This is a genomic window from Synechococcus sp. WH 8101 (assembly GCF_004209775.1).
Classification (GTDB): Bacteria; Cyanobacteriota; Cyanobacteriia; order PCC-6307; family Cyanobiaceae; genus Synechococcus_C.
The window spans coordinates 2,131,552-2,154,529 of sequence record NZ_CP035914.1 but is presented as its reverse complement, the minus strand read 5'-3'; the positions used below and the strand labels follow the sequence as shown (position 1 = coordinate 2,154,529).

Below are 22,978 nucleotides of genomic sequence, written 5' to 3'. Positions count from 1 at the left end.
GCGCTGGGGGGAACCTCTGGTTTTGTTCGGTTTTCCCCTCTGCTTTTATGACGAAATGGCCCGTAAGAACCGCCTGGATTTACATCTGCTGACGCTGGGGCTGGTGCCGTCCCGACAGCAGGCCCAGCAGTTGATCCGTGCCGGTCGGGTGCGGGATGGCCGCGGTCAGCTGCTCGATAAACCAGGCCAGGATGTGCCGACGGATCTGGAGGTGCACGTCGAGCAGCCACCACGCTTTGTCTCCCGCGGTGGGGAGAAGCTTCTGGCTGCCCTCGAAGCCTTTCCCCTGAAGCTCGAGGGTCGGATCTGCCTCGATGGCGGCATCTCAACCGGCGGCTTCACCGACTGCCTCCTTCAGCATGGGGCCGCTCGGGTCTATGGCATTGATGTGGGCTACGGGCAGACGGCCTGGAGCCTGCGCACCGACGATCGGGTGATCCTGCGGGAACGCACCAACCTCAGGCGGTTGACGCCGGAGGATCTGTTCGACCCAGGGGATCCGCGACCGACCCTGGCGGTGGCGGACGTGTCTTTCATTTCACTGGGTTTGGTGCTGCCGGCATTACGCGGCTTGCTGCAAGCTGAGGGCTCCGAGGCTGTGGTGTTGGTGAAACCGCAGTTTGAAGTGGGGCGAGAGCGGGTCGGTAAAGGTGGTGTTGTGCGTGATCCCGACGCCCACGTTGTGGCCCTGAAGGGGGTGATCGCAGCAGCAGAGCCGCTGGGTTGGAGCCCCCACGGTCTGGTGGCTTCCCCAATCACCGGCCCCGCCGGCAACCATGAATATCTGCTCTGGTTGTCTGAAGGGAAGCCCCAGACTCCCCTTCAGCTCCAGGCCATCGAGACGCTCGTGCGCACCACGCTGGCTGGGTAACGGTTGACGCTCAGAGAGCGGAGCCGTCGCGATCGCCGGTGCGGATGCGCACCACGGTGTCGATTGGAGAGATGAAAATTTTGCCGTCGCCGATTTCACCGGTTTTGGCGGCTTCCGCAATGGCGGTCACCACGGTGTCAACCCTTGCATCGTCAATGACAACCTCAACCTTGAGCTTCTGGAGAAACTCAACGGTGAATTCCGAACCGCGGTAGCGCTCCACCTGGCCTTTCTGTCGGCCGAAGCCTCGAACTTCGCTCACGGTCATGCCCACGATTCCGGCGTTGACCAGGGCCAGTTTCACGTCTTCCAGCTTGAAAGGGCGGATGATTGCCTCAACTTTTTTCATGTGATTGCAGCGGGGGTGGCGTTCAGTCAGGGGAAGTGTGTCAGATCCGTTTGGTTGCCGAAAGGGCCGGAAGCTGACTCACCTGCAGACCTGCGGCAATGGCGTCGTGGCGCAGGGCTTCCGCATCGGCAGTGGGAAGGGTGACCAGCCCATCGGCGAGAAGATCCCAGTGTTCCGCTTCAAAATGGATTTGGAGCCAGAGCATGCCGTGAATGGTCCCCGGGCGCAGGCGGATCGATGGGCTGGAGCTGTAAAGGCAAAGATCCATGAAAAGACCCGGGTGATGTGTCCATTACGGCGCTTCACCCAGGTCTGAGTTGTGCTTTTTGCAACCGAATCAGGAGTTGACCTGGTTCTGGGCCTCAGCCTGGCGGTGCTCGTAGGTGGCGCCGCGATAGTGCAGCTCAACGCCGGTCTCGGCAGCGGCGGCGTCATGACGCAGGGGGGCGTCATAGTGCTGACCGCGGTAGGTGTGATCCACCGCCTGCTTGCTGGGTTGCTCGTGCTGGCTGGCGTCGTAGGCGACGCCGCGGTAGGTGCGTTGTTGAACAGTCATGGTGGGAGCCTCGAAGGGGTTGGAAAGTCCCCGATGGATCGGGGCCGCTTCGATGGAAGGAGCGTTGCTTCGCCTTGCGGAGGGGCTACTTCCAGCTGAACGACAGATGCGGAGCACCCGTCAAGCTCAACGTTTTGTCCTTCAATGCATTTCTACCCCACCAACGCTGTTCATGGTGAACAGTTTGCCTGTTTGTTTGTGAAAAGTTTGTGAGTTTGTAGCGTGATGATGCTCTTGCGTCTACGTGATGCGTTTGTCCACCGCCTCCGACTCCGCGTCTAACTCCCCTGCCAACGTCCCCTCTGGCTCCTCCTCCACGCGCACGCCCCTGTATGGCGAACGCGCCATCGCTGAAGCCGAGTTGATCTGCTTTGAGAACCCCCGGCCCGGCCGGCCTTATGAGATTGCGATTGAGCTGCCGGAGTTCACCTGCCTCTGCCCGTTTTCCGGTTATCCCGATTTCGCCGTTCTGCGCCTGCTCTACCAGCCCGGGCCCCGCGTGGTGGAGCTCAAGGCGATCAAGCTCTACGTGAACAGCTATCGCGATCGCACGATTTCCCATGAGGAAGTGACGAATCGGATCCTCGACGACCTGGTGGCGGCCTGCGACCCGGTCTGGATGCAGCTTGAGGCAGATTTTCATCCGCGCGGCAATGTGCACACCGTGGTGCGCGTCACGCACGGCTCGCGACAGCCGTGCTGATCAGTTCCGGCAGCTCCCGGGCGAAGCCCCCAAGGTTGCGGTTGCAGAGGCCAGCCACATGCAGCTGGTGCCCATCAACATCCTGAATCGCCCACAGCTGTCGGGTGGCCACCATGCTCAGGCCGCCCCCGAGCAGGGTGATGCCAAAGCCCAAATACACCAGGGGCACACCTGGATCGCGCTTGAGCAGGAGCCCGCTGGCGGGAAGAATGCTCCACACTCGCATCGGCAGACCGTTGATCTCTGTGGCCTCGCCTCCAGGGCGCAGGGTCGCGAGAGCCTCTCCTCCTGCGCCGAACACCTGCACTGGTCCCTGTTCGCTGCTCACTGTCAGCAGCACTGGTTCGCTGCCATCCGGCCGGGTCGGCAGCACCAGGCCCCAGAGTTGCTCTCCCAGCTCGGGAAAGCTCTGCAGGGGCAGCTGCAGCTTCGGGCTGTTGCCAAGCTGAACGGTGATTGTGGCCAGTGACCAATCGGCCTGGTACACCGTCATGCCGCGGTAGCGCAGCGGATGGTTGACGCTGATCTGCCGTTCGCTGTTGACGTCGTCGGGGCCCTGCAGAAGCAGCCGCGAACGAAATTGTTCCGGCCGGCCGGCCGGGTCCCGATCGATCGCGAAGTCTTCCAGCGTGAGAGTGAGTTGACTGTTGCCGGAGCGGTCGAGCAGGTCGAGACTGCGGCCCGGAGCCAGGAACCGTTCCAGCCGGTGACCCGCCAGGGATCCCCAGGCGGCACCCAGCATGAGGAGCACCAGGCCGGTGTGCACCAGAAGTGGCCCGACCCGACCCATGGTGCCGCGACGGGCCTGGATGCGCTTCTCTCCCTCCTGCACCTGCCAGCCCGATTGCCGCAACGTGTGGCTGAGCCTCAGAAGGGCCGCATCGGGATCGGGCAGGCTGATGCTCTGTGCCAGCGCCAGCTTGCTCAACTGGCGTGGTTCCCTGTAATCCACCCAACGCAGAGCCGCCTGCAGGGCCGGCCACTGCCGGCGCCAGCTGCAGAGCATCAGCGCCAATCCCAGCCAGGCCAGCAGGCTCAGAAACCAGGTGCTGCTGTACACGTGGTCGAGCTGGAGGGTCAGCATCCAGTCGCCGTTGATCAGGCCCAGCCAGGGGCTGGCATTGAAGCGCTCCAGATAGAGCTCAGGGGCCTCGCCCTGGGGCAGGATCGTGCCGATGGCGCTGGCCAGGGCGATGAGGAGGAGCAGTCCGATCGCCAGTCGCAGGTCTGACAGCAGGGCAGCCAGGCGGCGCAAGGCAGGCATCGGTTCAGATCCAGTGAGAGAACAAGGTGAGAGCACCGGTGGCGATGAGCACCATGCCGCTGATGGGGGGAACCCAGCGGCCGATCGGCCGCAGGGCGAGCAGCCCCGGAACACTGGCGGCGGCACTGCCAGCCAGGAGCAAGGGCATCACCTGGCCGAAGCCGAAGCTGGTGAGCAACACCACACCGATCAGGGGGCTGCCGCTGGTGGCGATCCAGCCCAGCAACACGGCGAGCACGGGGGTGGTGCAGGGCGATGCGGCCAGGCCGAAGGCCAGTCCTGCCGCGATCGGAGCCAGAGGGGCCGGCACGTGCTCGGACCAGTGCTGGGGATCGGGCCCTGCCGGAAGGGGGAGCCGGACCAGGCCGAGCAGGTTCAGGCCCATCACCAGGGCGAGAACGGCCACCACGGTGGGGAGCGCATCGGGCACTTGTCCGTAGATGCGCCCTAGCAGGCCGCTCAGGCTCCCCAGAATCACCAGCGCCGACACGATGCCGGAGCAGAAGAGCAGGCTGCGCTGCAAGGGGGCTTGGCGCCCTTCAAAGCCCGCCAGGTAAGCGAGGGTCACCGGCAGCAGTGAGAGGGAGCAGGGGCCGAGGCTGGTGAGGGCACCGCCGGCGAACACCAGGCCTACCGTGACCGGACCCGGCTGGGTGAGGGCCTGAGATAGCAGCTGCTCACTGCTTTGGGCAAGTCCGGGGAGATCGAGGTTGATGATCGCCTGAGGGAGGAAAATTCACCTTATCGAGCAGCAGGACCGCCCTGGGGTGACCTGTCGCTCGATCGTTTCAATCGACGCGATCCCACCAGACCGGTGGACTCGAGGGAGCAGCGGATCAGCAGCCCAGCGATCAAGAGGCTCGACAGCAGGGAATTGCCGCCGTAACTGATCATTGGCAAAGGCAGACCGGTCGTGGGCATCGAGCCGGAGGCCACGGCCAGGTTCATCACCGACTGCCCTACCAACAGGCTGGTGCAGCCGATCGCCGTGAGCCTGGCCTGATTGCTGCGGCAGCGCAGTGCCACCCGCAGGCCGAGGAAGCCCACCAGCATGAGAAACAGGATCAGCATCAAGGAGCCAATGAAGCCGAATTCCTCGGCATACACGGCAAAGATGAAATCGGTGCTTTGGATCGGCAGATACTGCAGTTTCTGGGTCGAGAGGCCGAAGCCTTCGCCAAACAGACCACCCGAGCCGATCGCCAGCAGGCTCTGCACGAGTTGATAGCCGTCGCCCTGGGGGTCCTGCCACGGGTCCAGGAAGGAGATCACCCGGAGACGCTGATAGTCATTGATCATGATGCTGGCGCAGCCCAGCACCCCTCCCAGAAGCGCTGTGCCGAACAAGGTTCGCAGGCGGAGACCGGCTGAGAAGGCCATCAGCCACAGCAGGAGTCCGGTGAGTGCTGCGGTGCTCAGGTTCGGTTGTTTGAGGATCAGCAGGATGAGGGCTCCGAAGCTGCCGAGCCAGAGCAGTTTCTGATCAGCGGCGCTGCGTTTCCAGTGCGCAAACAGACTGGCGGCCTGGAGCACCACAAACGGTTTCACCAATTCGGAGGGCTGGATCTGAATCGGGCCGATCACCAGCCAGCGGCTGGCGCCGTTCACCGTGCTTCCGAACACGAGGGTCGCTCCCACCAGCAGGATTCCCAGCCAGAGCGCAGGACCGGCGATCTTCATCCAGCGCCGGAGATCGGTGCTGATCGCGCTGATCAGCAGCATCCAGCTGGCACCCATCCAGATCAGCTGGCGTTTCACGTAGTAGGCCCCTTCGCCCATTTCCCGGCTTGCGACCCACCAGCTGGCGGAGGCCAGGATCAGCAGGCCGGCGATGCTCCAGATGGCGGTGAGGCTGATCAATAGCCTGGCTTCAGCAGGCCAGAGCGACCAATCGAGGGGCAGATGACGCTGCCAGAAACCGGCAGACCGCTCGGTTGCCCGTTCGGCTGGCTGGCTTCTACGGGTGAGGACACGGGAACTGCGCAACGCCATCGAGTCATGACCTCCCATTCAGACGCCTGAGGGCGACTTTGCCAAGCCACAAAAAAGCCCGACTTGGCGTCGGGCTTAACACCTTGAAATTGGTGGACTGATGGAGGCTCAATTGCCGACGTTCACCTGAGGACGCCCACTGCAGAGTTCGACCTTCAGGATGCGTCCACCTTGCTTCATGATGCGCTGCTGTTCAGCGAACCAGCTGTCGTAAGGCACCCACTTCGTGAAGAAGGTGTTTTGAAGTTCGCGCTGACTCCGAGTCTTTTCAGGGCTTGGAATGCAGGCGGTGACTTTGAACAACCGCATGGGACTTAGTTGCCGAGGCCGGAGCAGATGTAATCGAAGTACACGCCCATTTCACGCCCGGCATCGGGGCCGACCAGCGAAGCGGTGACTTCTTTCATGGCTTGGATGGCTTGCACAGTGGCGCCAATGGGCACACCCAGAGAGTTGTAAGTCTCTTTGAGGCCGTTCAGCACACGCTCATCCAGGATGGAGGTGTCGCCGGCGAGCATGGCGTAGGTGGAATACCGGAGGTAGTAATCCAGATCGCGGATGCAGGCGGCGTAGCGGCGCGTGGTGTACATGTTGCCACCAGGACGGGTGATGTCCGAGTAGAGAAGAGCCTTGGCGACCGCATCTTTAATGATGGTGGAGGCGTTGGCACTGATGGTGGCAGCGGCCTTGACGCGCAGTTCGCCACTGGCGAAATAGCTCTCAAGGTTGCTCATCGACGCAGAGTCGAGATAGAGACCCTGAACGTCAGACTTGTTGATGACGTTGGTGATGGCGTCTTGCATGGATCCGTGAAGGGGGGCGAGAAGGCGAGAAGTCGACGAAGGTCAGGCGAGAGCGCCCACCACGTAGTCGAAGTAGGTGCCAGCTTCTTCGGCATCACTGCCGGTGAGAATGCCCATGGCCACCGCCTTCATTTCGCGGATCGCTTCAGCCATGGCTTCGAGGGGAGTGCCCAGGGCTCGATACATCTCGCGAGCGCCAATCACGCCGATCTCTTCGATCGGGGTGACGTCTCCAGCGACCACGCCGTAGGTGACGAGACGCAGGTAGTAGTCCATGTCGCGCAGGCAGGAGGCGGTCATTTCTTCGCCATAGGCGTTGCCGCCGGGGGAGATGACGTCAGGGCGCTTCTGGAAGAGCTGGCCAGCGGCCTGCTTGACGATGCGCTCCCTGCTTTCGCTGAGAACCTGGGCGATGCGGAGGCGACGCTGACCGCCGGCGACGAACGCCTTGATCTGGTCGAGTTCGCCAGGGCTGAGGTAGCGGGCTTCGGCGTCCGCGTTGATGATCGAGTTGGAGACGATGCTCATGCAGTTCTGCCTCGAAACAAGCGGCCGCCCGAAGGAGACCGATATCCGGTGAGTGGTTGACGCGACCAGTGTGCCTGATCGCCCCAGCATTCTGTGGCAGCGTTGAGAATCTCCCCCGGAGCCGGTAACAGTTCTTCACTCCGCCCTGAATCCTTAAGAGTCATTGCAGCGCAAGGAGTCTGCGGGGGGGCTGTCCATGGGGCGATCGCAGCATTGATCAACACAATCGCCATCAATTTTGCGCTCTATTGATGACAACAAACCCAAGAAAAAGCCCCATGCACAGGTGAGTGCATGGGGTGATTTGTTCGGCAGATCCGACGCCGGCGCATGTGGCGCAGGCTTTGGATCAGATGGCGCCTTTGAGCGGAGGATTGAGGCCGGCGTTGCCGCCATACAGCGCTGCGCCACGGTTGAAGCTGGCCATCGTGATGCCGTCCTGGCTGTTCATGCCCTGGTAGCTCGGAATCTGATCGGCACCGAAGGCATTGGCGTAAGCCTCGGAGCTCAGCAAGCGATCGATAGCGGCCTGCTGGCCCTGCTTGACGCGCGTGGCCAGGAACACGCTCACTTCGCGGGGCAGCGGCGCCCGACCTAGTAGCGCCAGATGAGCTGCCGTCGCGGCCCGCAGTGGGGCCATGCGCCAGAGACGCTGCTGGAAAAGCTCACTGGCGGCCACGCGGCCAACAAATTCGGCCACGCTGAGGCGGCGTTGACGGAACAGGGATTCCGCATCGCTGAGACGTTCCGACTCCACTGGCATGCGGTTGAGCAGCTGGCGATAGATCGCCTGAATCGCGGCGTCGATTTCGTTCCCGGTCGCAGCCTCCGCCAGGCGCAGGGGGCGATCGAGCCCCTCACGCCGGCGGAGCCCGGTGGGGATGGCACCGGCGAGAGCCTTGCGCATGGCGGTTTCGGCCGTTTCGGGGAGGCCGAAGCCGACGCTGCTGCTGGTGCTGCTCCAGCTGGGGACTGCACCTGCCAGGGCGCTGGGTTTGGGCGCGATCGGTGCCGCCGTTGCAGAAGCGCTGCTCCAGCTGGGCGCTTGGCCACCGCCGGGCTGCCAGCGCGGTGCGCTCCAGCGCCGGCGGGGTATGGGCTGGCTGCGCAGGCTTTCGGGGCCCTGCTGTTGCGCCGGGCGCGTCTCCTGCACCTGGCCACCGGTGAGCTGGGCAGTCCAGCTGCCGCGAACGGTTGGGCGGTCGGCCAGATTGCGGCGCGTGAGATCGGCGCTGGAACGGAAGCCCTTCGGCTTCAACACGTTGGGGCGTTGATAGGTGGTAGCGACGCCCGCTGCAATCAGGTCAACGGGACGCTTGAGGGCCGGGACCCGACGCGTGCGCAGGTCGGTGGGGGTGATGAACCGCTCATAGGGCACGGTGTCTTCACCAAAGCAGTCGTTGTATTCGCTGCTGTTGATCAGCGCATCCACCACGCCGTAGAAACCATGTTGCGCTGCCGTATCAAACAGAGCATCGATCTCCCAGCGCCCGAAGGTGGGACGGCCGAGCAGGCGGCGATGCATCACCTCAATCGCTTTGGTGAGGTAAAGGCCACTCCAATAGCGACGGCGGAAGGCTTGGGAGCGGGCGACCTGGCGCACGAATTCACGCAGACTGATGTCGCCGTTTTCCAGCTTGATCTCTTCCACCTTGTTGCGCTCGCCTTCGTAGCCGGCGCTGCCCAGCACCTGGACGTAAACGGCGTTGATCACCGCCTGGGTGCTGGATTCGGTGCCGCGAATGCTTGGCTGGCCGGCCCGTCGAGGGATGGAATTCCCGCCGGTGGCGATCTGCTGGAGACGCATGACCCTGGGGCCAACACGGCGAGGCGTGCTGCCACGGAACTGGGGGCTGGCCATCTGACCGGGCTCCCGCATGCCATTACCCACGAGGATCCTGCGGTTGTCGTAGCCGGCTGGGGCCGGGCGGGTGGCAACCGATGCGGTGGCGGAGGGGAAGATGGCGCCGTACTGAATGCCTAGCGGGTCATTGCCGCCGCCGTAGGCATGCTGGTCGCCGCAGGGCTGGCGGTAGGAGGCATAGAGAGTGACGTATTGGGGTGCACCTTCGAAGGGGGCGCTGAAGCGGAAGAGCTTGCGGTTCGAGCCCCAGCCGGCACTCTCCTGGGCTTCCTCGCCCAGATCCCTCAGGAAGGGAACGGTTTCCTCGCCGAAGACGCGCGCATACTCCATTGTGTTGATCAGCGCATCCACCAGACCGTTCAGCCCCTGGGTGCTGACGATGTCGAAATAACGAGTGAATTCCTCGCGGGAGCTGATCCCGCGTCCGAGGAAGTGGCGGAAGGCGAGTTCCACGGCCCGGCTGTTAGAGAAGCGTGCGTAGAACTGTTGGCGGTACTCCTTGCTGCGGCCCAGGGCACGGATGAATTCGCGCATGGAGATGTCACCCTGACGCACCTGGGTGGCCTCCACAGGGCAGGGCTTCTGTGAATAGGCCTTGGTGATGTCGCGTTCGAACACCTGGCGATAGGCGGCGCGAACCACCTCGGCTTTCTGGGCGCCGGTCATGGCCGGCTTCATGGTGTAGCGCAGAGCCTTGCCTTTGGCGGCTAGGGCATAGATCGCCGGCAGTTGCAGGCCCTGGTTTTCGGGGCTGCCCAGGCGCTGTCGGGCCGAAGGTGTTGGAATCGCCAGTTCTTCGAGCAGCACGTTGAAGCACTGCACGGTGAGGCGTCGCGCTTCCGGCTGCTGCTTGAGCAGGCTGGCTGCGGCAGCACGCATTTCCTGAAGTGCCACGTTGGTGGCGGCGAGGGAGCAGCCCTTTTCCAGTACGTCGCGCAGGCCGCGGGTGTTCACGGCAAGGATGCTGGGGTCACCCGCCACGAGGGCATAACCCACGTAGCGCAGGAACCAGCCGAGATCGCGGATGGATTTCCGCATTCGATCAGGGCCGTATTTCGCAACGCTGATCGGAGCAAATCCGGTCGGCAGCACCACGCGGACGTCAGCGTCTTCTCCACTGCCCTGGAGCAGGCGGCTGAGGAAGTTGCCGCGTCCGGCCGAGCCGTCAGCACCGGTGAAGGTGCGCACTGACTGAGCGAATGCCACCTGATCCGATGCCAGCGGTGTGCCGTCGGCTGCGCTGGTCTCACCCGTGCTCAGGGGTGCGTCGAGGAACGACAGCGGCGTACCGCCAGCAAAAATCCGGTTGGCGGCTCGAGCCACGATCGCTTCGGCGTTGGCGGCCAGCACCTGGGCAGCAGCAAGACGATCCTGACCGCTGCGGAAGAAGGTGACCAGGTTGTCGAGCTCCGCTCCATCGGGAAAGCGGTCCTGTTGTTCAGCCTGACGAACGCTGGAGAGCGGCAGGGTGTCGAACAGCTGAGGGGAAACCCTGGGGCTGCCGCTGCTGGCGGTCACGGTCATGAACGAAAGCAAGCCGGATCCGGCCAGGTTACGGGTCGCCTTCTGGGCTCCAGGAAGGGCATGAACAAATGTTTGCAGGCCGTGGCTGCGCGCCCGGAATGGCGCCATGGCGCATGAAAAGCTCGCGACACACCCCAGCGGTGTTGCCGTCTGCTCCCATCCGCATGTCCGACTCCCGCCGCGACGCTGCCACGCCAGTGGTGAGCGCCTTTTATGACCGCTTCCCCTACCCGGGTGATCCGCTCCAGGATGGCCCCCCGCCTGGTTACAACTGGCGTTGGTGTTGGGCCAGCGTCCAGTCCGCTGTGCGGGGGCAGTTGCCGAGCCCGTCCGGCGGTGCCCCCCATCCCGTGCGCTTACTCGATGCCGGTTGCGGCACCGGGGTCAGCACGGATTACCTCTGCCATCTCAATCCGGGGGCGGATGTGCTGGCGGTGGACATCAGCGCCGGCGCCCTGGAGGTGGCGCGGGAGCGCCTGCGTCGTTCCGGAGGAGGCGAGCGCGTGGTGGCACTGCGCCAGGAACAACGCAGCCTCTTGGATCTCGCTGGCGAGGGGCCGTTTGACTACATCAATTCCGTGGGAGTGCTCCACCATCTCCGGGATCCCCTCGCCGGACTGCGCTCCCTGGCTGACCTGATGGCGGAGGACGGAATTCTGCATCTGTTTCTTTACGCCGATGCGGGGCGTTGGGAAATTCATCGCTGTCAGCGGGCCCTCGCTCTCCTGGGGGTGGGCACGGGGGAGAGCGGTCTGAGATTGGGCCGAGAACTCTTTCAGGTGCTTCCCGAAGAGCATCGGCTCCGGCGCCATCACGAGCAGCGATGGGCGCTTGACACGGCCGCGGATGCCAACTTCGCCGATATGTATCTGCATCCCCAGGAGACCAGTTACAACCTGGAGCGGCTGATGGCTCTGATCGAAGCGGCGGGGCTTCATTTCGCCGGTTTCTCCAATCCTGCGGTGTGGGACCCATCCCGCCTTCTCACCGGTGAGCTCCTGGAGAGAGCCGTTGCGCTCTCTCCTCGCGAGCAGTGGGCTCTTGTCGAGGAGCTCGATCCCGACATCAGTCATTTTGAGTTTTTTCTGACGCGGCGCCCGGTGGTGCCAAATCAATGGCTGGACGATCGGCTGTTGCTGAATGCTTCTGCTGAGCTTCAGCCCTGCCTCTGGGGCTGGCCTTCCGGGAGCCTGCTCGGTCCGGACCTCGAGCCCCTGTCGCTCAGCGACGCTGAGGTCGCCGTGCTGCGTGCTGTGGAAGCTCAGCCCGGGGTGCCCCTGCAATCCCTGGCCGGCCTGGAGATCAACGCCTCCATCGTTCGGGATCTCTGGCGGCGGAGACTGCTGCTCCTGCGTGCTCCCCAAGGGGGATGAGCCGAGCACGCGTGATAGATTCCGCGCGCTTTCTCAGAAGCTGTTTGCAGGCGTTGTCTTCCACTGATGCGGCTCTGGCCTCCGGCCCAGCCGACAACGGAATGGACGATTACGCCCGACTGCAACGGCGACTGATGCTGGCCACCTTGATCGTTTCACTGGTTGCGGCCCTTGTCGCAGCCATCCGTTTCGATCTCCTTGTGGCCCGCAGCCTGTTGGTGGGAGCAGCCGCCGGTCTTCTGTACCTGCGTCTGCTCGCCCGCAGCGTGGCCCGGCTCGGCGGAGGATCCCGTCAGGTGGGGCGATTTCAGCTGGTTGTGCCGATGCTCCTGATCGTCGCCTCGGCCAGGCTTCCCCAGCTCGACTTGCTTCCCGCCTTCTTCGGTTTTCTTCTCTACAAGCCCGCCTTGATCCTTCAGGCCGTCACTGACGCCTGAGTCCGCGCAACCCCCTGACTTCATGGCTCTGTTGCCCCTCCCCCTTCCCTTCGCCGAACTGGAGGTGGGCCAGCATCTGTACTGGCAGATCGGCAATCTCAACCTCCACGGCCAGGTGTTTCTCAGCTCCTGGGTTGTGATCGGTGTGCTGCTGGCCCTCGTGGTCGTCGGCACCCGCAAAATGGAGCGTGATCCCCGGGGTGTGCAGAACCTCCTCGAGTTCCTTTGGGATTATCTGCGCGATCTTGCCCGGGAGCAGATTGGCGAAAAGGCCTACCGCGACTGGCTGCCTTTTGTCGGCACCCTGTTTTTGTTCATTTTTGTCTGCAACTGGGGCGGCGCTCTGATTCCCTGGAAGCTTGTTGAGCTTCCCAACGGCGAGCTTGGCGCCCCAACGGCTGATATCAACACCACCGTGGCCATGGCCCTGTTGGTGTCTCTCTCTTACTTCTATGCCGGTCTGAGTCGTAAAGGTCTGCGCTACTTCGAGTACTACGTGGATCCGACTCCGATCATGCTTCCGTTCAAAATCATCGAAGATTTCACGAAGCCTCTATCGCTGTCCTTCCGTCTGTTCGGAAACATTCTGGCGGATGAACTGGTTGTGGCTGTGCTGGCTTTCCTGGTTCCTGTCCTGGTTCCCTTGCCCGCCATGTTCCTCGGCCTGTTCACCAGTGCGATCCAGGCTCTGATTTTTGCCACTCTCGCCGCCAATTACATCGGCGAAGCCGTTCACGAAGAGGCCCACTAGGTCTCCCTATCGCTTTCGCCGGTCCCCGGCGATCTGCTAAACACATCGCGCGCAGGTCCGGGTGGAACCGGGCCCACTCCTTTCAGGGAGTGTCCCGGGCGCGCTCTGCCCTTTCCGCGCTCATCCTGCGCAACCCCAACGCTTTCCACCAATGAGTGATCTGACCTCCGCCGCCTCCGTCCTGGCCGCCGCCCTCGCGGTGGGTCTCGCCGCCATCGGCCCTGGCATCGGCCAGGGCACCGCAGCCGGCCAGGCTGTGGAAGGGATCGCCCGCCAGCCCGAGGCTGAGGGCAAGATCCGCGGCACCCTGCTGCTGTCCCTGGCCTTCATGGAAGCTCTCACCATCTACGGCCTGGTTGTGGCTCTGGTGCTTCTGTTCGCCAACCCCTTCGCCGGCTGATTCAGGCAGCGCGGATCGCCATCCTCCGGGATGCGATCCGCGGTTTCGTCTGAGTTCACTGTTTCGCTTCCACCCAGCGCTCCTCTTTCATGACCTGGCTTCTGCTCGCTGAAGCAGGGGTACCGGAGGGAGGTCTTTTTGACCTCGATGCCACCCTGCCGCTGATGGCGGTTCAGGTGGTGCTCCTCACCTTCCTGCTCAACTCCCTTTTCTTCCGTCCGGTCGGCAAGGTCGTGGAAGATCGTGAGGGTTACATTTCCACCAGCCGCGCCGAGGCCAAGCAGAAGCTGGCCCAGGTTGAGCGTCTGGAAGCCGACCTCACCGAGCAGCTTCGGAGCGCTCGACAGGCCGCTCAGGCCGCCATCGTGGAGGCCGAGCAGGAGGTGGACCGTCTGTATCGCGAAGCTCTCGCTGAAGCGGAGGCGGAAGCCAATCGCACGCGCGAGCAGGCCCGTCGCGAGATCGAGTCACAGCGTGAGCAGGCTTCAGCCCAGTTGATGGCCCAGGTCGATCAACTCAGCTCCCAGATCATTCAACGATTGCTGGCGGCCTGATGATGACGTTCTCTTTGCTTTTCGCGTCTGAAGGTTTCGGGATCAACCGGAACCTGTTCGAGACCAACCTGATCAACCTGATCATTGTGATCGGGGTGCTGGGCTGGTTCCTGAAGGGATTCCTCGGCGGCATTCTTGAACGCCGTCGCCAGGCGATCCTTCACGATCTCGACGATGCCGAGACCCGTCTGAAGAAAGCAACGGCTGATCTCGCCAAGGCGCAGGCCGACCTCGCTGCGGCTCAGCAGAAAGCTGAAACGATTCTTGCCGACGGCAAGGCCCGTGCAGAGGCAATCCGTCTGGATGGCGAGAAGCGCACAATTTCAGCCATGGCTGCTCTCAAGCAGGACGCTCTTTCCGAGCTCACTGCCGAGGGTGCCCGATTGAGTGAGCAACTTCGCCGTGAAGCCGCCATGGCCGCGATCGACAAGGTCATGGCCGAATTGCCTGGTCGCCTTGATGCCAACGGTCAATCCCGTCTCATCGATGCCTCCATCGCCAATCTGGAGGACGCCTGATGCCATTGCTCAATTCCCTGGCCACCCCTTACGCCGAAGCATTGCTGCAGGTCACCGACGGACGTCAGGAATCTGACGACGTCGCCCAGCAGTGCAAAGACCTTCTGGGCCTCTGGAACAGCTCCCAGGAGTTTCGTGAGGCGATGACCTCGCCCGTGCTGGAACCAGACGGCAAGAAACAGGCTCTGACCAGTCTTCTCGCTGAGCAGTTGAAGCCATCTCTTCTCAATCTGCTCAAGGTTCTGGCCGACCGTCATCGCCTTGCCGCTTTCGATGCGGTGTTGCTCCGTTACCTCGAGCTGTATCGGGAATCCCGCCGTATCGCTCTGGCCAAGGTTTCCACGGCCCAGGCCCTCAGTGACGAGCAGCTCGCGGCCCTCACTGGGAAAGTGCAGGCCATGGTCGGCACCGGAACCGTGGAACTCGACCTCAGCGTCGATCCCAGTCTGATCGGTGGTTTCGTTGTGAACCTGGGTTCCCAGGTCATTGATGCCAGTCTGGCTGGCCAAGTTCGCCGTCTCGGTCTGTCGCTCGCCAAAGCGAGCTGAGGCTTCTTTCCCTACTCCGCTCCTCCACTCACCACCCTCCCCAGGGATTTCCCGCCATGGTTTCCATCCGTCCAGACGAGATCAGCGCCATCCTCAAACAGCAGATCGAGGACTACGACAAGTCCGTTTCGGTCAGCAACGTCGGCAGTGTGCTCCAGGTGGGCGACGGTATCGCCCGTGTCTACGGCCTGCAGCAGGCCATGGCCGGCGAACTGCTTGAGTTCGAAGATGGCACCGAGGGCATCGCTCTGAACCTCGAAGACGACAACGTCGGCGCGGTGCTGATGGGTGAAGGCTTGGGGATTCAGGAGGGGAGCACGGTGCGGGCCACCGGCAAGATCGCATCGGTTCCCGTGGGTGACGCCCTGCTGGGCCGGGTGGTCAACCCCCTGGGCCAGCCGATCGATGGCAAAGGCGACCTCGCGACCAATGAAACGCGTCTGATCGAGTCGCCTGCGCCCGGCATCATCCAGCGCAAATCGGTGCACGAGCCGATGCAGACCGGCATCACCGCCATCGACGCGATGATCCCCATCGGCCGTGGCCAGCGTGAGCTGATCATCGGCGACCGTCAGACCGGTAAGACCGCAATCGCCATCGACACCATCCTCAACCAGAAGGATCAGGATGTGGTCTGTGTGTATGTGGCCGTCGGTCAGAAAGCAGCGTCTGTTGCCCAGGTCACCGAGGTGCTGCGTGAGCGTGGTGCCCTCGACTACACGGTCGTGGTGGCGGCCAACGCCTCCGAGCCCGCGGCCCTCCAGTACTTGGCTCCTTACACCGGCGCCTCGATCGCTGAGTCCTTCATGTACAAGGGCAAAGCCACCCTGGTGATTTACGACGATCTCACCAAGCAGGCCCAGGCTTATCGCCAGATGTCTCTGCTGCTCCGTCGTCCCCCCGGTCGTGAGGCCTACCCCGGCGACGTGTTCTATCTCCACAGCCGTCTGCTCGAGCGTGCCGCCAAGCTGTCTGACGCCATGGGCAAAGGCTCGATGACCGCACTGCCGATCATCGAAACCCAGGCCGGTGACGTGTCGGCTTACATCCCCACCAACGTGATTTCGATCACGGATGGTCAGGTGTTCCTCAGTTCCGATCTGTTCAACTCAGGCCTGCGTCCGGCCATCAACGTCGGTATCTCCGTGAGCCGGGTGGGTGGTGCCGCTCAGACCAAGGCGATCAAGAAGATTGCCGGCACCCTGAAGCTGGAACTGGCTCAGTTCGATGAACTGGCGGCGTTCTCTCAGTTCGCCTCGGATCTGGATGCGGCCACCCAGAAGCAACTCGGTCGCGGTAAGCGTCTGCGCGAGCTGCTCAAGCAGCCCCAGTTCAGTCCGCTGATTCTGGCTGAGCAGGTCGCCATTGTTTACGCCGGTGTCAAGGGGCTGATCGATGACGTTCCCGTTGATCAGGTGGTGCAGTTCTCCCGCGAGCTGCGTGAATACCTGAAGAGCAACAAGCCGGAGTACATCCAGAAGATTCAGGAGGAGAAGGTTCTCAGCCCCGAGGCCGAAACCATGCTCAAGGAGGCCATCGCTGAAGTCACCTCCACCATGCTGGCCACCGCCAACTGAGGGCCTGAGCCATGGCAAATCTGAAGGAGATCCGAGACCGGATCAAATCGGTCAAAAACACTCGCAAGATCACCGAGGCCATGCGTCTGGTGGCTGCGGCCAAAGTGCGTCGGGCCCAGGAACAGGTGCTGCGTAGCCGTCCCTTCGCGGATCGGCTTGCACGCCTGCTGGAAAACCTCCAGTCGCGCATGCGTTTTGAAGACGCCGACGCTCCTCTCCTGGAGCAACGCGACGTTGACACCATCACCCTGGTGGCTGTCACCGGTGATCGTGGCTTGTGTGGCGGCTACAACGCCAACATCATCAAGCGCACGGAACAACGCTTCGCAGAGCTGAAGGGTCAGGGTTACAAAGTTGATCTGGTGTTGATCGGTCGTAAGGCGATCAGCTATTTCACCAATCGGCAGTACCCCATTCAGGCCACCTTTACTGGTCTGGAGCAGGTGCCCACGGCCGATGAAGCCGGTGCGATCGCCAACGAAGTGTTTGCAGAGTTTCTCTCTGATACCACTGATCGTGTGGAGATCATTTACACCAAATTCATCAATCTGGTGAGCTGCAAGCCTGTGGTGCAGACCCTGCTTCCCCTCGACCCCCAGGGGATTGCTGAGGCCGACGACGAAATTTTCCGTCTCACCACTAAGGAAGGTCGCCTCACGGTGGAAACGGGTTCGGGTCCTGCCAACACTCAGCCGAGCCTCCCGTCCGACATCGTGTTTGAGCAGAGCCCGGAGCAGTTGCTCAATGCTCTACTGCCGCTCTATCTGCAGAATCAGCTGCTGCGTTCCCTGCAGGAAGCCGCTGCTTCTGAGCTCGCCAGCCGGATGACGGCGATGAACAACGCCAGCGACAACGCCAAGGCCCTCGCCAAGACCCTGACTCTTGATTACAACAAGGCCCGTCAGGCGGCGATCACCCAGGAGATCCTTGAGGTGGTGGGCGGTGCCGCTGCGATGGTCTGACCCAGGGTTCCACTGACAGTTCTTCTCCAAGAGGCCGACCTTCGGGTCGGCTTTTTTATTGCTGTGGAGTGGTGGCACTCGCGTGCGAGGCCCGTGGATGATGGGGATCTGCCGGTGGAGTTGCTTGGAGCTGCATGCCCTTTTCCCCACCGTGGTCGCCACCGATCATCTCGATCTCGACCCTTTGGAGCTTGCGGCTCTCCTGCAGACGGTGCTGCAGTGTCGAGCCGAGGCCAGCGGCAACCCCGATCCAGGCTGTGCCTGGACCGGCGATCTGAACGGTGTGTGGCAGCTGCATCAGCATCCCGCCTGTCGGCTGATCATGGAGCAGGTGATCCAACGGGTTTGGGGGTATCTGGACGCGACCGGTTTCGACCTGACCCGTTTGGAGCTGCATCTCCAGCGCTGCTGGCCTGTGCTGAGTGACTGGGGCCAGGTGGTGGGGCGCCACCACCATCCCAATGCCCACCTCAGTGCCGTGCTGTATCTCAGTGGCGATGGCACCGGTGCCGATGGCTGCCTCTGTTTGCATGCGCCGAGCCAGTGCAATGAGCTCGTTCCCGGCCTGGCGGTGGGGCATGACGCGCCGATTGCGCCCCATCACCCCTGCAATCAATCCCGTTGGACCTTGGCGCCCAAGCCCGGGTTGCTGGTGTTGTTTCCCTCCCGCCTCGATCACAGTGTTGAGGAGAACGGGGAGGCCGAGGCGCTACGGGTGTCGATCAGCTTTGATTTTGTGCTGACGGCACCCGCCAGCGGCGAACCCCCGGAATATCTGGCGCCCCATCCCGGGCACTGGCAGCGCTGCCCGCGCCCTGAGAGCTGACAAGCGTGCCGCGCCGACCCTCCCTCCTGAGAGGATGCTGCTTTCCGGCACTGTTTCAACAAGGATGAGCGATTCCACTGCGGCCCCCTCCTTCGCCATCACCGTTGAATTGGATGGTCAGCAGCACGCCTTTCCGTGCACCCCTGAGCAAACGGTGCTCGCCGCTGCCGAAGCGGCGGGTGTTCAGCTGCCCAGTTCCTGCTGCGCCGGGGTCTGCACGACCTGTGCGGCCCGCATCACTGAGGGCGAGGTGCATCAGCCCGACGCTATGGGTGTGAAAGAAGAGCTGCGCAAGGATGGATTTGCGCTTCTTTGTGTGTCCTACCCCCGTTCCGATCTCAAGGTGATCGCTGGTCAGGAGGATGCGCTGTATGAGGCCCAGTTCGGTCAGTATCAGAAGTGACGCTGCTGCACCGTCACGTCACTCTGGTCAGTCCTCCTGGGTTGCCGGCAGCGCAGCTGAGGCCTTGGTTGCATGATCAGCTGCGCCGCCACGGTGAGCCGCTGCGCTGGGCGATCACCTCGGCGGCACCCACTGCCGAGGGCGACAGCCGCCTGTTGCGTCTCGAGGCCGTGTGGATCCAGTGACGGCAGCGTCTCTGCCCACCCTGCTGGTGGTGCCCACAGGCATCGGCTGTGCGATCGGTGGGTTTGCCGGGGATGCCCTGCCCACTGCGCGACTGTTGGCGGCGGCCTCTGGCTGCCTGGTGACCCATCCGAATGTGATGAACGGAGCCGCGCTCTACTGGAGCGATCCCCGTATCCATTACGTGGAGGGCTACGCCCTCGATCGCTTTGCCGCCGGCGACTGGGCCCTGCAACCCGTGCGTCAGCAACGGATTGGCCTCCTGCTGGATGCCGGGATTGAGCCGGAGTTGCGCCAGCGCCATCTTCAGGTGGCGGATGGCTGCCGGGCCACGCTGGGGCTGGAGATCGGACCTGTGCTCAGCACCGACCAACCGCTCGGGGTCCATCTGGAGCTGGGGGAGAGCGGCGTGAGCTGGGGAAGCCTGGAGCATCCCGATGCCCTGCTACGGGCAGGAGAGCGCCTGAAAGATGCTGGTGCCACGGCGATCGCTGTGGTGGCGCGCTTTCCCGAGGACCCCGACAGCGAGGCTCTGGCGGCCTATCGCCACGGCAGTGGTGTGGATGCCCTCGCCGGTGCGGAGGCGGTGATCAGCCATGGGCTTGTGCGTCACCTTCGGATCCCCTGCGCCCACGCGCCGGCATTGTCGCCATTGCCCCTTGATCCGCAGCTCGATCCCCGCGCGGCGGGAGAGGAGCTGGGGTACACGTTTTTGGCCTGTGTGTTGGTGGGACTGAGCCGGGCGCCGGATCTGGTGGAGCCAACCGGTCGCGCTGGCGTGACTGGCTTGCAGCTGCAGGCTGAGGATCTCGGTGCGGTGGTGGTGCCTGAAGGAGCCCTGGGCGGCGAGGCGGTGCTGGCGTGTATTGAGCGAGGCATCCCGGTGATCACCGTCGCCAATGCCTCTCTGTTGCAGGTGACTGCGGCGGCGCTCGGCCTGGCGGACCGGGTGCTGCCGGCGGCGAGTTACGCCGAGGCGGCGGGGTTGGTGCTCAGCCTTCGGGAGGGGATTGCCCCTGCGGCGCTGCAGCGGCCGCTGCGGGCACTGCAGGAGAGTTGCTGACTCAGCGCAGGCAAGCCATCGGGTGCCTCGGGGGAACGCCCAGCGCCTTGGCAACGCCTGGATGGCAGACCGCCCCCTGGACGGTGTTCAGGCCGGAGAGCAGTTCTGGCCGCTCGGTGACGGCTTCCTCCAAGCCGCGACCGGCGATGCCGAGGATGTAGGGGAGCGTGACGCTGACCAGTGCTTCGGTGGAGGTGAATGGCACCGCACCGGGCATGTTGCCCACGGCGTAGTGCTGCACGCCATGGATGGTCACTGTGGGATCGGTGTGGGTTGTTTCCCGGCTGGTGGCCACACAGCCCCCCTGATCGATCGCCACATCGACGATCACCGAGCCGGGTTGCATCTGTTGCACCATCTCCTCATCCACCAGCGTGGGGGCACGGCCGCCGGGGGTGAGCACGGCACCGATCAGCAGGTCGGCGGTGGGCACTAGCCGTTCCAGCAGGCCTCGGCTGCTCACCACGCTCATCAGCCGCCCGCGCCGGTCGGCTTCCAGGCTGCGTAACCGCTCGGGGGAGCGATCCAGCAGCATCACCTCCGCATCCATCGCCGCCGCCAGCCGGGCCGCATTCCAGCCCACCGTGCCGGCTCCGAGCACGACCACCCGGGCCGGGCGCACGCCGGTGCAGCCACCGATCAGCACGCCGCGACCACCGTTCGGCCTCTCCAGCAGCCGCGCGCCCACCTGAGCCGCGAGGCGTCCGGCGATTTCGCTCATCGGTGCCAGCAGGGGCAGGCTGCCGTTTTCCAGTTGCACCGTCTCGTAGGCCACGCCGGTGGTGCCCGCATCCAGCAGGGCCTGGCCCACCTTCGGGTAGGCGGCCAGGTGCAGGTAGGTGAACAGCACCATGTCATCCCGCAGGAACCGGAACTCCTCCTCCTGCGGTTCCTTCACTTTCACCACCAGATGGGCCGCCCAGGCCGTGTCCCGATCCACCACCTGGGCGCCGGCCGCTGCAAAGGCTGCATCGGCGATGCCTGCGCCATCACCGGCGCCGGCCTGCACGCGCACCTCCAACCCCTGGGTGACCAGATCCCTGACGCCATCCGGGGTGAGGGCTACCCGCTGCTCATCCGCCTTGATTTCGGTGGGAACCCCGATGCTCGCCATCGGAGCGGTGAGAACGGAGTGTGCCATGGCTGCGGGGCTGTTGCTTCAATCTGGCTCAGACGGCGGCGATCGGCAGCCGCCAGCCTGTGCCGAAAGCCTGACGGCTCACCTTCAGGAGCGGTGGCGCCTGGCGTCGTTTGAATTCGGCCCGGCGGAACAGGCGCAGCACCCGGGTGACCGTGTCGGGGGCATGGCCACGCTGCAGCAACGCTTCCTCTCCGCAGTGCTCTTCGATCAGGTCGCGCAGCAGCGGATCGAGCACGGCGTAATCGGGCAGGGAATCGCTGTCTTTCTGGTCGGGCCTTAGCTCGGCACTGGGGGGTTTCTCCCGGATCGCGCGCCCCACCAGTTCACCGCTGGCTGGCAGCCCCAGCTCGCGGCGGCAGGCCTGGCTGGCGGGATTGTCGAGCCAGTCGCAGAGCGCGAAGACGGTGGATTTGTAGAGGTCGCCGATCACCGCCAGGCCTCCGTTCATGTCGCCATAGAGGGTGCAATACCCCACCGCAAGTTCCGACTTGTTACCCGTGGAGAGCAGCAACTGGCCCTGCTGGTTGGCCACGGCCATCAGCAGGGTGCCGCGGATGCGCGATTGGAGATTTTCGGCGGTCACATCCGCCGGCGGCCCCTGGAGCACCGGCGTCAGTGTGGCGGCGAAGCCGTCCATGAGCGCCTCGATCGGTGTGGTGTCGGTGTGGAGGCCCAGCCGTTGCGCCAAGGCAGCGGCATCCTCGATTGAGCCCCTGGAGCTCCAGGGGGAGGGCATCAGCAGGGCCTGCACCCGATCGGCCCCGAGGGCAGCGCAGGCGATCACGGCCACCAGGGCGGAATCGATGCCTCCACTCAGGCCGAGTAGGGCGCGCTGGAAGCCACATTTGCCGGCGTAGTCGTGCACCCCCAGCACCAGAGCGCGGAGCAGTTGCTCTTCGCGGCTCATGGCGACGTGATCGTGCCCGATCGCTGCGGCACCTTTGCGGCTGAGCTCAGAAGCGGCGGCTGTGCTGCCGGCATCCCAGAGGTCCAGCGCTTCCCTGCAGATCGGCAGCTGCAGGGTGAGCGTGGGTGCGGCCTGGGCCTTATCCCTGGGGCGGTCGATCACAAAACTGCCGCCATCAAAGATGAGTTCATCGTTGCCGCCCACCTGATTCACGTAGATCACCGGGCAGTTGAGGCGGGCGGCGGCCCGTGCGGCCAGCTCGCGGCGCAGGGGGGATTTCTCCTGGGCGAACGGGGAGGCGGAAAGATTCAGCAGCAGATCCACGCCGAGCGGTTCCAGGGCTGCCACAGGATCGGGGCCTGTGAGCCGCTGGTTCTGGAGCGTGGGCTCCACCCAGAGGTCTTCGCAGATGGTGAGTCCCAGGCGCCAGGGCTGCCCGGCCAGGTTGAGGGTCAGGCAGGAGGGGCCGCTGGCGGCGCGGAAATAACGGCTTTCATCAAATACGTCGTAGCTGGGGAGCAGCTGTTTGCGGCCCACCACCCGCCACCGTCCCCCCTGGATCAAGGCCACGGCATTGAACAGATGGGGCAGAGCGCTGTCGCCGGCCGGTTCCACCACGCCCACCAGCACGGCCAGCGCCGGGGCGAGGTCGTGCAGGTCTTGGCTCAGGTGGTCCATCACCGTCTGTTGCTGCGCCACACCGCTGGGGTTGAGCAGCAGGTCGCGCGGGGGATAGCCCCAGAGCGAGAGTTCCGGCGTCAGCAGCAGATCCGCCGGTTCGCTCTGCTGCTGGCTCTGTTGGCAGGCGGCGAAGATGCGCGCGGCATTGCCCGGTAGATCGCCCACCAGTGGATTGATCTGGGCCAGGGCGATGCGCATGG

26 protein-coding genes are annotated in these 22,978 nt (G+C 63.8%); 14 read left to right on the top strand and 12 right to left on the bottom strand.

From position 1 onward, the window contains the following. Positions 1-55: 55 nt before the first annotated feature. Positions 56-871 (top strand): TlyA family RNA methyltransferase, encoded by an 816-nt coding sequence (locus SynWH8101_RS11540; protein ID WP_130129880.1) that lies wholly within the window; start codon positions 56-58, stop codon positions 869-871. A 10-nt stretch (positions 872-881) separates the two neighbouring features. On the opposite strand, the gene SynWH8101_RS11535 is transcribed toward SynWH8101_RS11540, so the two are convergent. The 3 genes from SynWH8101_RS11535 to SynWH8101_RS11525 all read right to left on the bottom strand — a co-directional run bounded on the left by SynWH8101_RS11535 (position 882) and on the right by SynWH8101_RS11525 (position 1,776). Beyond that, complete coding sequence (locus SynWH8101_RS11535) at positions 882-1,220, bottom strand: P-II family nitrogen regulator (protein WP_007101622.1); 339 nt, start codon at positions 1,218-1,220, stop codon at positions 882-884. 40 nt (positions 1,221-1,260) lie between these two features. After that, positions 1,261-1,488, bottom strand: a complete 228-nt coding sequence (locus SynWH8101_RS11530; RefSeq protein WP_130129879.1) for a hypothetical protein — start codon at positions 1,486-1,488, stop codon at positions 1,261-1,263. Positions 1,489-1,557: 69 nt separating this feature from the next. Next, positions 1,558-1,776 (bottom strand): DUF4278 domain-containing protein, encoded by a 219-nt coding sequence (locus tag SynWH8101_RS11525; RefSeq protein WP_130129878.1) that lies wholly within the window; start codon positions 1,774-1,776, stop codon positions 1,558-1,560. A 247-nt stretch (positions 1,777-2,023) separates the two neighbouring features. Here SynWH8101_RS11525 and queF point away from each other — a divergent pair, with 247 nt between their 5' ends. Further along, the gene (gene queF / locus SynWH8101_RS11520) at positions 2,024-2,479 is read left to right on the top strand and encodes a preQ(1) synthase (RefSeq protein ID WP_254427955.1); all 456 of its coding nucleotides are present in this window, start codon (positions 2,024-2,026) and stop codon (positions 2,477-2,479) included. Here queF and SynWH8101_RS11515 read toward each other — a convergent pair. The 7 genes from SynWH8101_RS11515 to SynWH8101_RS11485 form a co-directional block, all read right to left on the bottom strand. After that, on the bottom strand, positions 2,451-3,743 hold the full coding sequence (locus SynWH8101_RS11515) for a cytochrome c biogenesis protein ResB (protein WP_130129877.1): 1,293 nt from the start codon (positions 3,741-3,743) through the stop codon (positions 2,451-2,453). The genes queF and SynWH8101_RS11515 overlap by 29 nt on opposite strands. A 4-nt stretch (positions 3,744-3,747) precedes the next feature. Then, positions 3,748-4,416 carry a cytochrome c biogenesis CcdA family protein gene (locus tag SynWH8101_RS11510; RefSeq protein WP_130129876.1) on the bottom strand — a complete coding sequence of 223 codons (669 nt, stop codon included), beginning with the start codon at positions 4,414-4,416 and terminating at the stop codon, positions 3,748-3,750. A 68-nt stretch (positions 4,417-4,484) separates the two neighbouring features. Continuing rightward, positions 4,485-5,753: an FtsW/RodA/SpoVE family cell cycle protein gene (locus SynWH8101_RS11505; RefSeq protein WP_254427954.1), complete on the bottom strand. Its 1,269-nt coding sequence runs from the start codon at positions 5,751-5,753 to the stop codon at positions 4,485-4,487. Between the two features lie 90 nt (positions 5,754-5,843). Next, positions 5,844-6,044: a phycobilisome linker polypeptide gene (locus tag SynWH8101_RS11500; protein ID WP_007101630.1), complete on the bottom strand. Its 201-nt coding sequence runs from the start codon at positions 6,042-6,044 to the stop codon at positions 5,844-5,846. A gap of 5 nt (positions 6,045-6,049) precedes the next feature. Then, complete coding sequence (gene apcB / locus SynWH8101_RS11495; protein WP_007101631.1) at positions 6,050-6,538, bottom strand: allophycocyanin subunit beta; 489 nt, start codon at positions 6,536-6,538, stop codon at positions 6,050-6,052. Between the two features lie 42 nt (positions 6,539-6,580). Beyond that, entirely contained in the window at positions 6,581-7,066 is a 486-nt protein-coding gene (locus tag SynWH8101_RS11490; protein ID WP_007101632.1) for an allophycocyanin subunit alpha, read from the bottom strand. A gap of 349 nt (positions 7,067-7,415) precedes the next feature. Continuing rightward, positions 7,416-10,454 (bottom strand): phycobilisome rod-core linker polypeptide, encoded by a 3,039-nt coding sequence (locus tag SynWH8101_RS11485; protein ID WP_130129875.1) that lies wholly within the window; start codon positions 10,452-10,454, stop codon positions 7,416-7,418. 164 nt (positions 10,455-10,618) lie between these two features. Between SynWH8101_RS11485 and SynWH8101_RS11480 the strand changes: the two genes are divergently transcribed. The 12 genes from SynWH8101_RS11480 (at position 10,619) to SynWH8101_RS11420 (ending at position 20,049) form a co-directional block, all read left to right on the top strand. Beyond that, a complete protein-coding gene (locus SynWH8101_RS11480; protein ID WP_130129874.1) occupies positions 10,619-11,827 on the top strand; it encodes a bifunctional 2-polyprenyl-6-hydroxyphenol methylase/3-demethylubiquinol 3-O-methyltransferase UbiG in 1,209 nt (402 codons plus the stop codon). Between the two features lie 101 nt (positions 11,828-11,928). Then, positions 11,929-12,264, top strand: a complete 336-nt coding sequence (locus SynWH8101_RS11475) for a hypothetical protein (RefSeq protein WP_130130506.1) — start codon at positions 11,929-11,931, stop codon at positions 12,262-12,264. A gap of 22 nt (positions 12,265-12,286) precedes the next feature. Beyond that, a complete protein-coding gene (gene atpB / locus SynWH8101_RS11470; RefSeq protein WP_007101636.1) occupies positions 12,287-13,015 on the top strand; it encodes a F0F1 ATP synthase subunit A in 729 nt (242 codons plus the stop codon). Between the two features lie 151 nt (positions 13,016-13,166). Then, positions 13,167-13,415 carry an ATP synthase F0 subunit C gene (gene atpE, locus SynWH8101_RS11465; protein WP_006911576.1) on the top strand — a complete coding sequence of 83 codons (249 nt, stop codon included), beginning with the start codon at positions 13,167-13,169 and terminating at the stop codon, positions 13,413-13,415. Positions 13,416-13,504: 89 nt separating this feature from the next. Further along, positions 13,505-13,969 carry a F0F1 ATP synthase subunit B' gene (locus SynWH8101_RS11460; protein WP_130129873.1) on the top strand — a complete coding sequence of 155 codons (465 nt, stop codon included), beginning with the start codon at positions 13,505-13,507 and terminating at the stop codon, positions 13,967-13,969. Then, positions 13,969-14,487, top strand: coding sequence for a F0F1 ATP synthase subunit B (locus SynWH8101_RS11455; protein WP_130129872.1), 519 nt, complete (start codon positions 13,969-13,971; stop codon positions 14,485-14,487). Before SynWH8101_RS11460 ends, SynWH8101_RS11455 begins: the two co-directional genes overlap by 1 nt. Further along, complete coding sequence (gene atpH, locus SynWH8101_RS11450) at positions 14,487-15,035, top strand: ATP synthase F1 subunit delta (RefSeq protein WP_130129871.1); 549 nt, start codon at positions 14,487-14,489, stop codon at positions 15,033-15,035. Before SynWH8101_RS11455 ends, atpH begins: the two co-directional genes overlap by 1 nt. Positions 15,036-15,091: 56 nt before the next feature. Continuing rightward, positions 15,092-16,612 carry a F0F1 ATP synthase subunit alpha gene (gene atpA / locus SynWH8101_RS11445; protein WP_130129870.1) on the top strand — a complete coding sequence of 507 codons (1,521 nt, stop codon included), beginning with the start codon at positions 15,092-15,094 and terminating at the stop codon, positions 16,610-16,612. An 11-nt stretch (positions 16,613-16,623) separates the two neighbouring features. Further along, the gene (locus tag SynWH8101_RS11440) at positions 16,624-17,574 is read left to right on the top strand and encodes a F0F1 ATP synthase subunit gamma (RefSeq protein WP_130129869.1); all 951 of its coding nucleotides are present in this window, start codon (positions 16,624-16,626) and stop codon (positions 17,572-17,574) included. Between the two features lie 124 nt (positions 17,575-17,698). Further along, positions 17,699-18,400 (top strand): putative 2OG-Fe(II) oxygenase, encoded by a 702-nt coding sequence (locus SynWH8101_RS11435; protein WP_130129868.1) that lies wholly within the window; start codon positions 17,699-17,701, stop codon positions 18,398-18,400. 64 nt (positions 18,401-18,464) lie between these two features. Next, the gene (locus SynWH8101_RS11430; protein ID WP_130129867.1) at positions 18,465-18,803 is read left to right on the top strand and encodes a 2Fe-2S iron-sulfur cluster-binding protein; all 339 of its coding nucleotides are present in this window, start codon (positions 18,465-18,467) and stop codon (positions 18,801-18,803) included. A gap of 181 nt (positions 18,804-18,984) precedes the next feature. After that, positions 18,985-20,049 carry a DUF3326 domain-containing protein gene (locus SynWH8101_RS11420; protein ID WP_130129865.1) on the top strand — a complete coding sequence of 355 codons (1,065 nt, stop codon included), beginning with the start codon at positions 18,985-18,987 and terminating at the stop codon, positions 20,047-20,049. Between the two features lies 1 nt (position 20,050). On the opposite strand, the gene ald is transcribed toward SynWH8101_RS11420, so the two are convergent. Together ald and SynWH8101_RS11410 are read right to left on the bottom strand one after the other, a co-directional pair. Further along, positions 20,051-21,190, bottom strand: a complete 1,140-nt coding sequence (gene ald, locus SynWH8101_RS11415) for an alanine dehydrogenase (RefSeq protein WP_130129864.1) — start codon at positions 21,188-21,190, stop codon at positions 20,051-20,053. Between the two features lie 28 nt (positions 21,191-21,218). Beyond that, complete coding sequence (locus tag SynWH8101_RS11410) at positions 21,219-22,976, bottom strand: NAD+ synthase (protein ID WP_130129863.1); 1,758 nt, start codon at positions 22,974-22,976, stop codon at positions 21,219-21,221. Between the last annotated feature and the right edge of the window lie 2 nt (positions 22,977-22,978).

Excerpts from the sequence above, each read along its gene's own strand:
- SynWH8101_RS11540 (WP_130129880.1), top strand. The coding sequence starts at position 56 with ATGGCCCGTAAGAACCGCCTGGATTTACATCTGCTGACGCTGGGGCTG.
- SynWH8101_RS11535 (WP_007101622.1), bottom strand. The coding sequence starts at position 1,220 with ATGAAAAAAGTTGAGGCAATCATCCGCCCTTTCAAGCTGGAAGACGTG.
- SynWH8101_RS11530 (WP_130129879.1), bottom strand. The coding sequence starts at position 1,488 with ATGGATCTTTGCCTTTACAGCTCCAGCCCATCGATCCGCCTGCGCCCG.
- SynWH8101_RS11525 (WP_130129878.1), bottom strand. The coding sequence starts at position 1,776 with ATGACTGTTCAACAACGCACCTACCGCGGCGTCGCCTACGACGCCAGC.
- queF (WP_254427955.1), top strand. The coding sequence starts at position 2,024 with ATGCGTTTGTCCACCGCCTCCGACTCCGCGTCTAACTCCCCTGCCAAC.
- SynWH8101_RS11515 (WP_130129877.1), bottom strand. The coding sequence starts at position 3,743 with ATGCCTGCCTTGCGCCGCCTGGCTGCCCTGCTGTCAGACCTGCGACTG.
- SynWH8101_RS11505 (WP_254427954.1), bottom strand. The coding sequence starts at position 5,753 with ATGGGAGGTCATGACTCGATGGCGTTGCGCAGTTCCCGTGTCCTCACC.
- SynWH8101_RS11500 (WP_007101630.1), bottom strand. The coding sequence starts at position 6,044 with ATGCGGTTGTTCAAAGTCACCGCCTGCATTCCAAGCCCTGAAAAGACT.
- apcB (WP_007101631.1), bottom strand. The coding sequence starts at position 6,538 with ATGCAAGACGCCATCACCAACGTCATCAACAAGTCTGACGTTCAGGGT.
- SynWH8101_RS11490 (WP_007101632.1), bottom strand. The coding sequence starts at position 7,066 with ATGAGCATCGTCTCCAACTCGATCATCAACGCGGACGCCGAAGCCCGC.
- SynWH8101_RS11485 (WP_130129875.1), bottom strand. The coding sequence starts at position 10,454 with ATGACCGTGACCGCCAGCAGCGGCAGCCCCAGGGTTTCCCCTCAGCTG.
- SynWH8101_RS11480 (WP_130129874.1), top strand. The coding sequence starts at position 10,619 with ATGTCCGACTCCCGCCGCGACGCTGCCACGCCAGTGGTGAGCGCCTTT.
- SynWH8101_RS11475 (WP_130130506.1), top strand. The coding sequence starts at position 11,929 with ATGGACGATTACGCCCGACTGCAACGGCGACTGATGCTGGCCACCTTG.
- atpB (WP_007101636.1), top strand. The coding sequence starts at position 12,287 with ATGGCTCTGTTGCCCCTCCCCCTTCCCTTCGCCGAACTGGAGGTGGGC.
- atpE (WP_006911576.1), top strand. The coding sequence starts at position 13,167 with ATGAGTGATCTGACCTCCGCCGCCTCCGTCCTGGCCGCCGCCCTCGCG.
- SynWH8101_RS11460 (WP_130129873.1), top strand. The coding sequence starts at position 13,505 with ATGACCTGGCTTCTGCTCGCTGAAGCAGGGGTACCGGAGGGAGGTCTT.
- SynWH8101_RS11455 (WP_130129872.1), top strand. The coding sequence starts at position 13,969 with ATGATGACGTTCTCTTTGCTTTTCGCGTCTGAAGGTTTCGGGATCAAC.
- atpH (WP_130129871.1), top strand. The coding sequence starts at position 14,487 with ATGCCATTGCTCAATTCCCTGGCCACCCCTTACGCCGAAGCATTGCTG.
- atpA (WP_130129870.1), top strand. The coding sequence starts at position 15,092 with ATGGTTTCCATCCGTCCAGACGAGATCAGCGCCATCCTCAAACAGCAG.
- SynWH8101_RS11440 (WP_130129869.1), top strand. The coding sequence starts at position 16,624 with ATGGCAAATCTGAAGGAGATCCGAGACCGGATCAAATCGGTCAAAAAC.
- SynWH8101_RS11430 (WP_130129867.1), top strand. The coding sequence starts at position 18,465 with ATGAGCGATTCCACTGCGGCCCCCTCCTTCGCCATCACCGTTGAATTG.
- ald (WP_130129864.1), bottom strand. The coding sequence starts at position 21,190 with ATGGCACACTCCGTTCTCACCGCTCCGATGGCGAGCATCGGGGTTCCC.
- SynWH8101_RS11410 (WP_130129863.1), bottom strand. The coding sequence starts at position 22,976 with ATGCGCATCGCCCTGGCCCAGATCAATCCACTGGTGGGCGATCTACCG.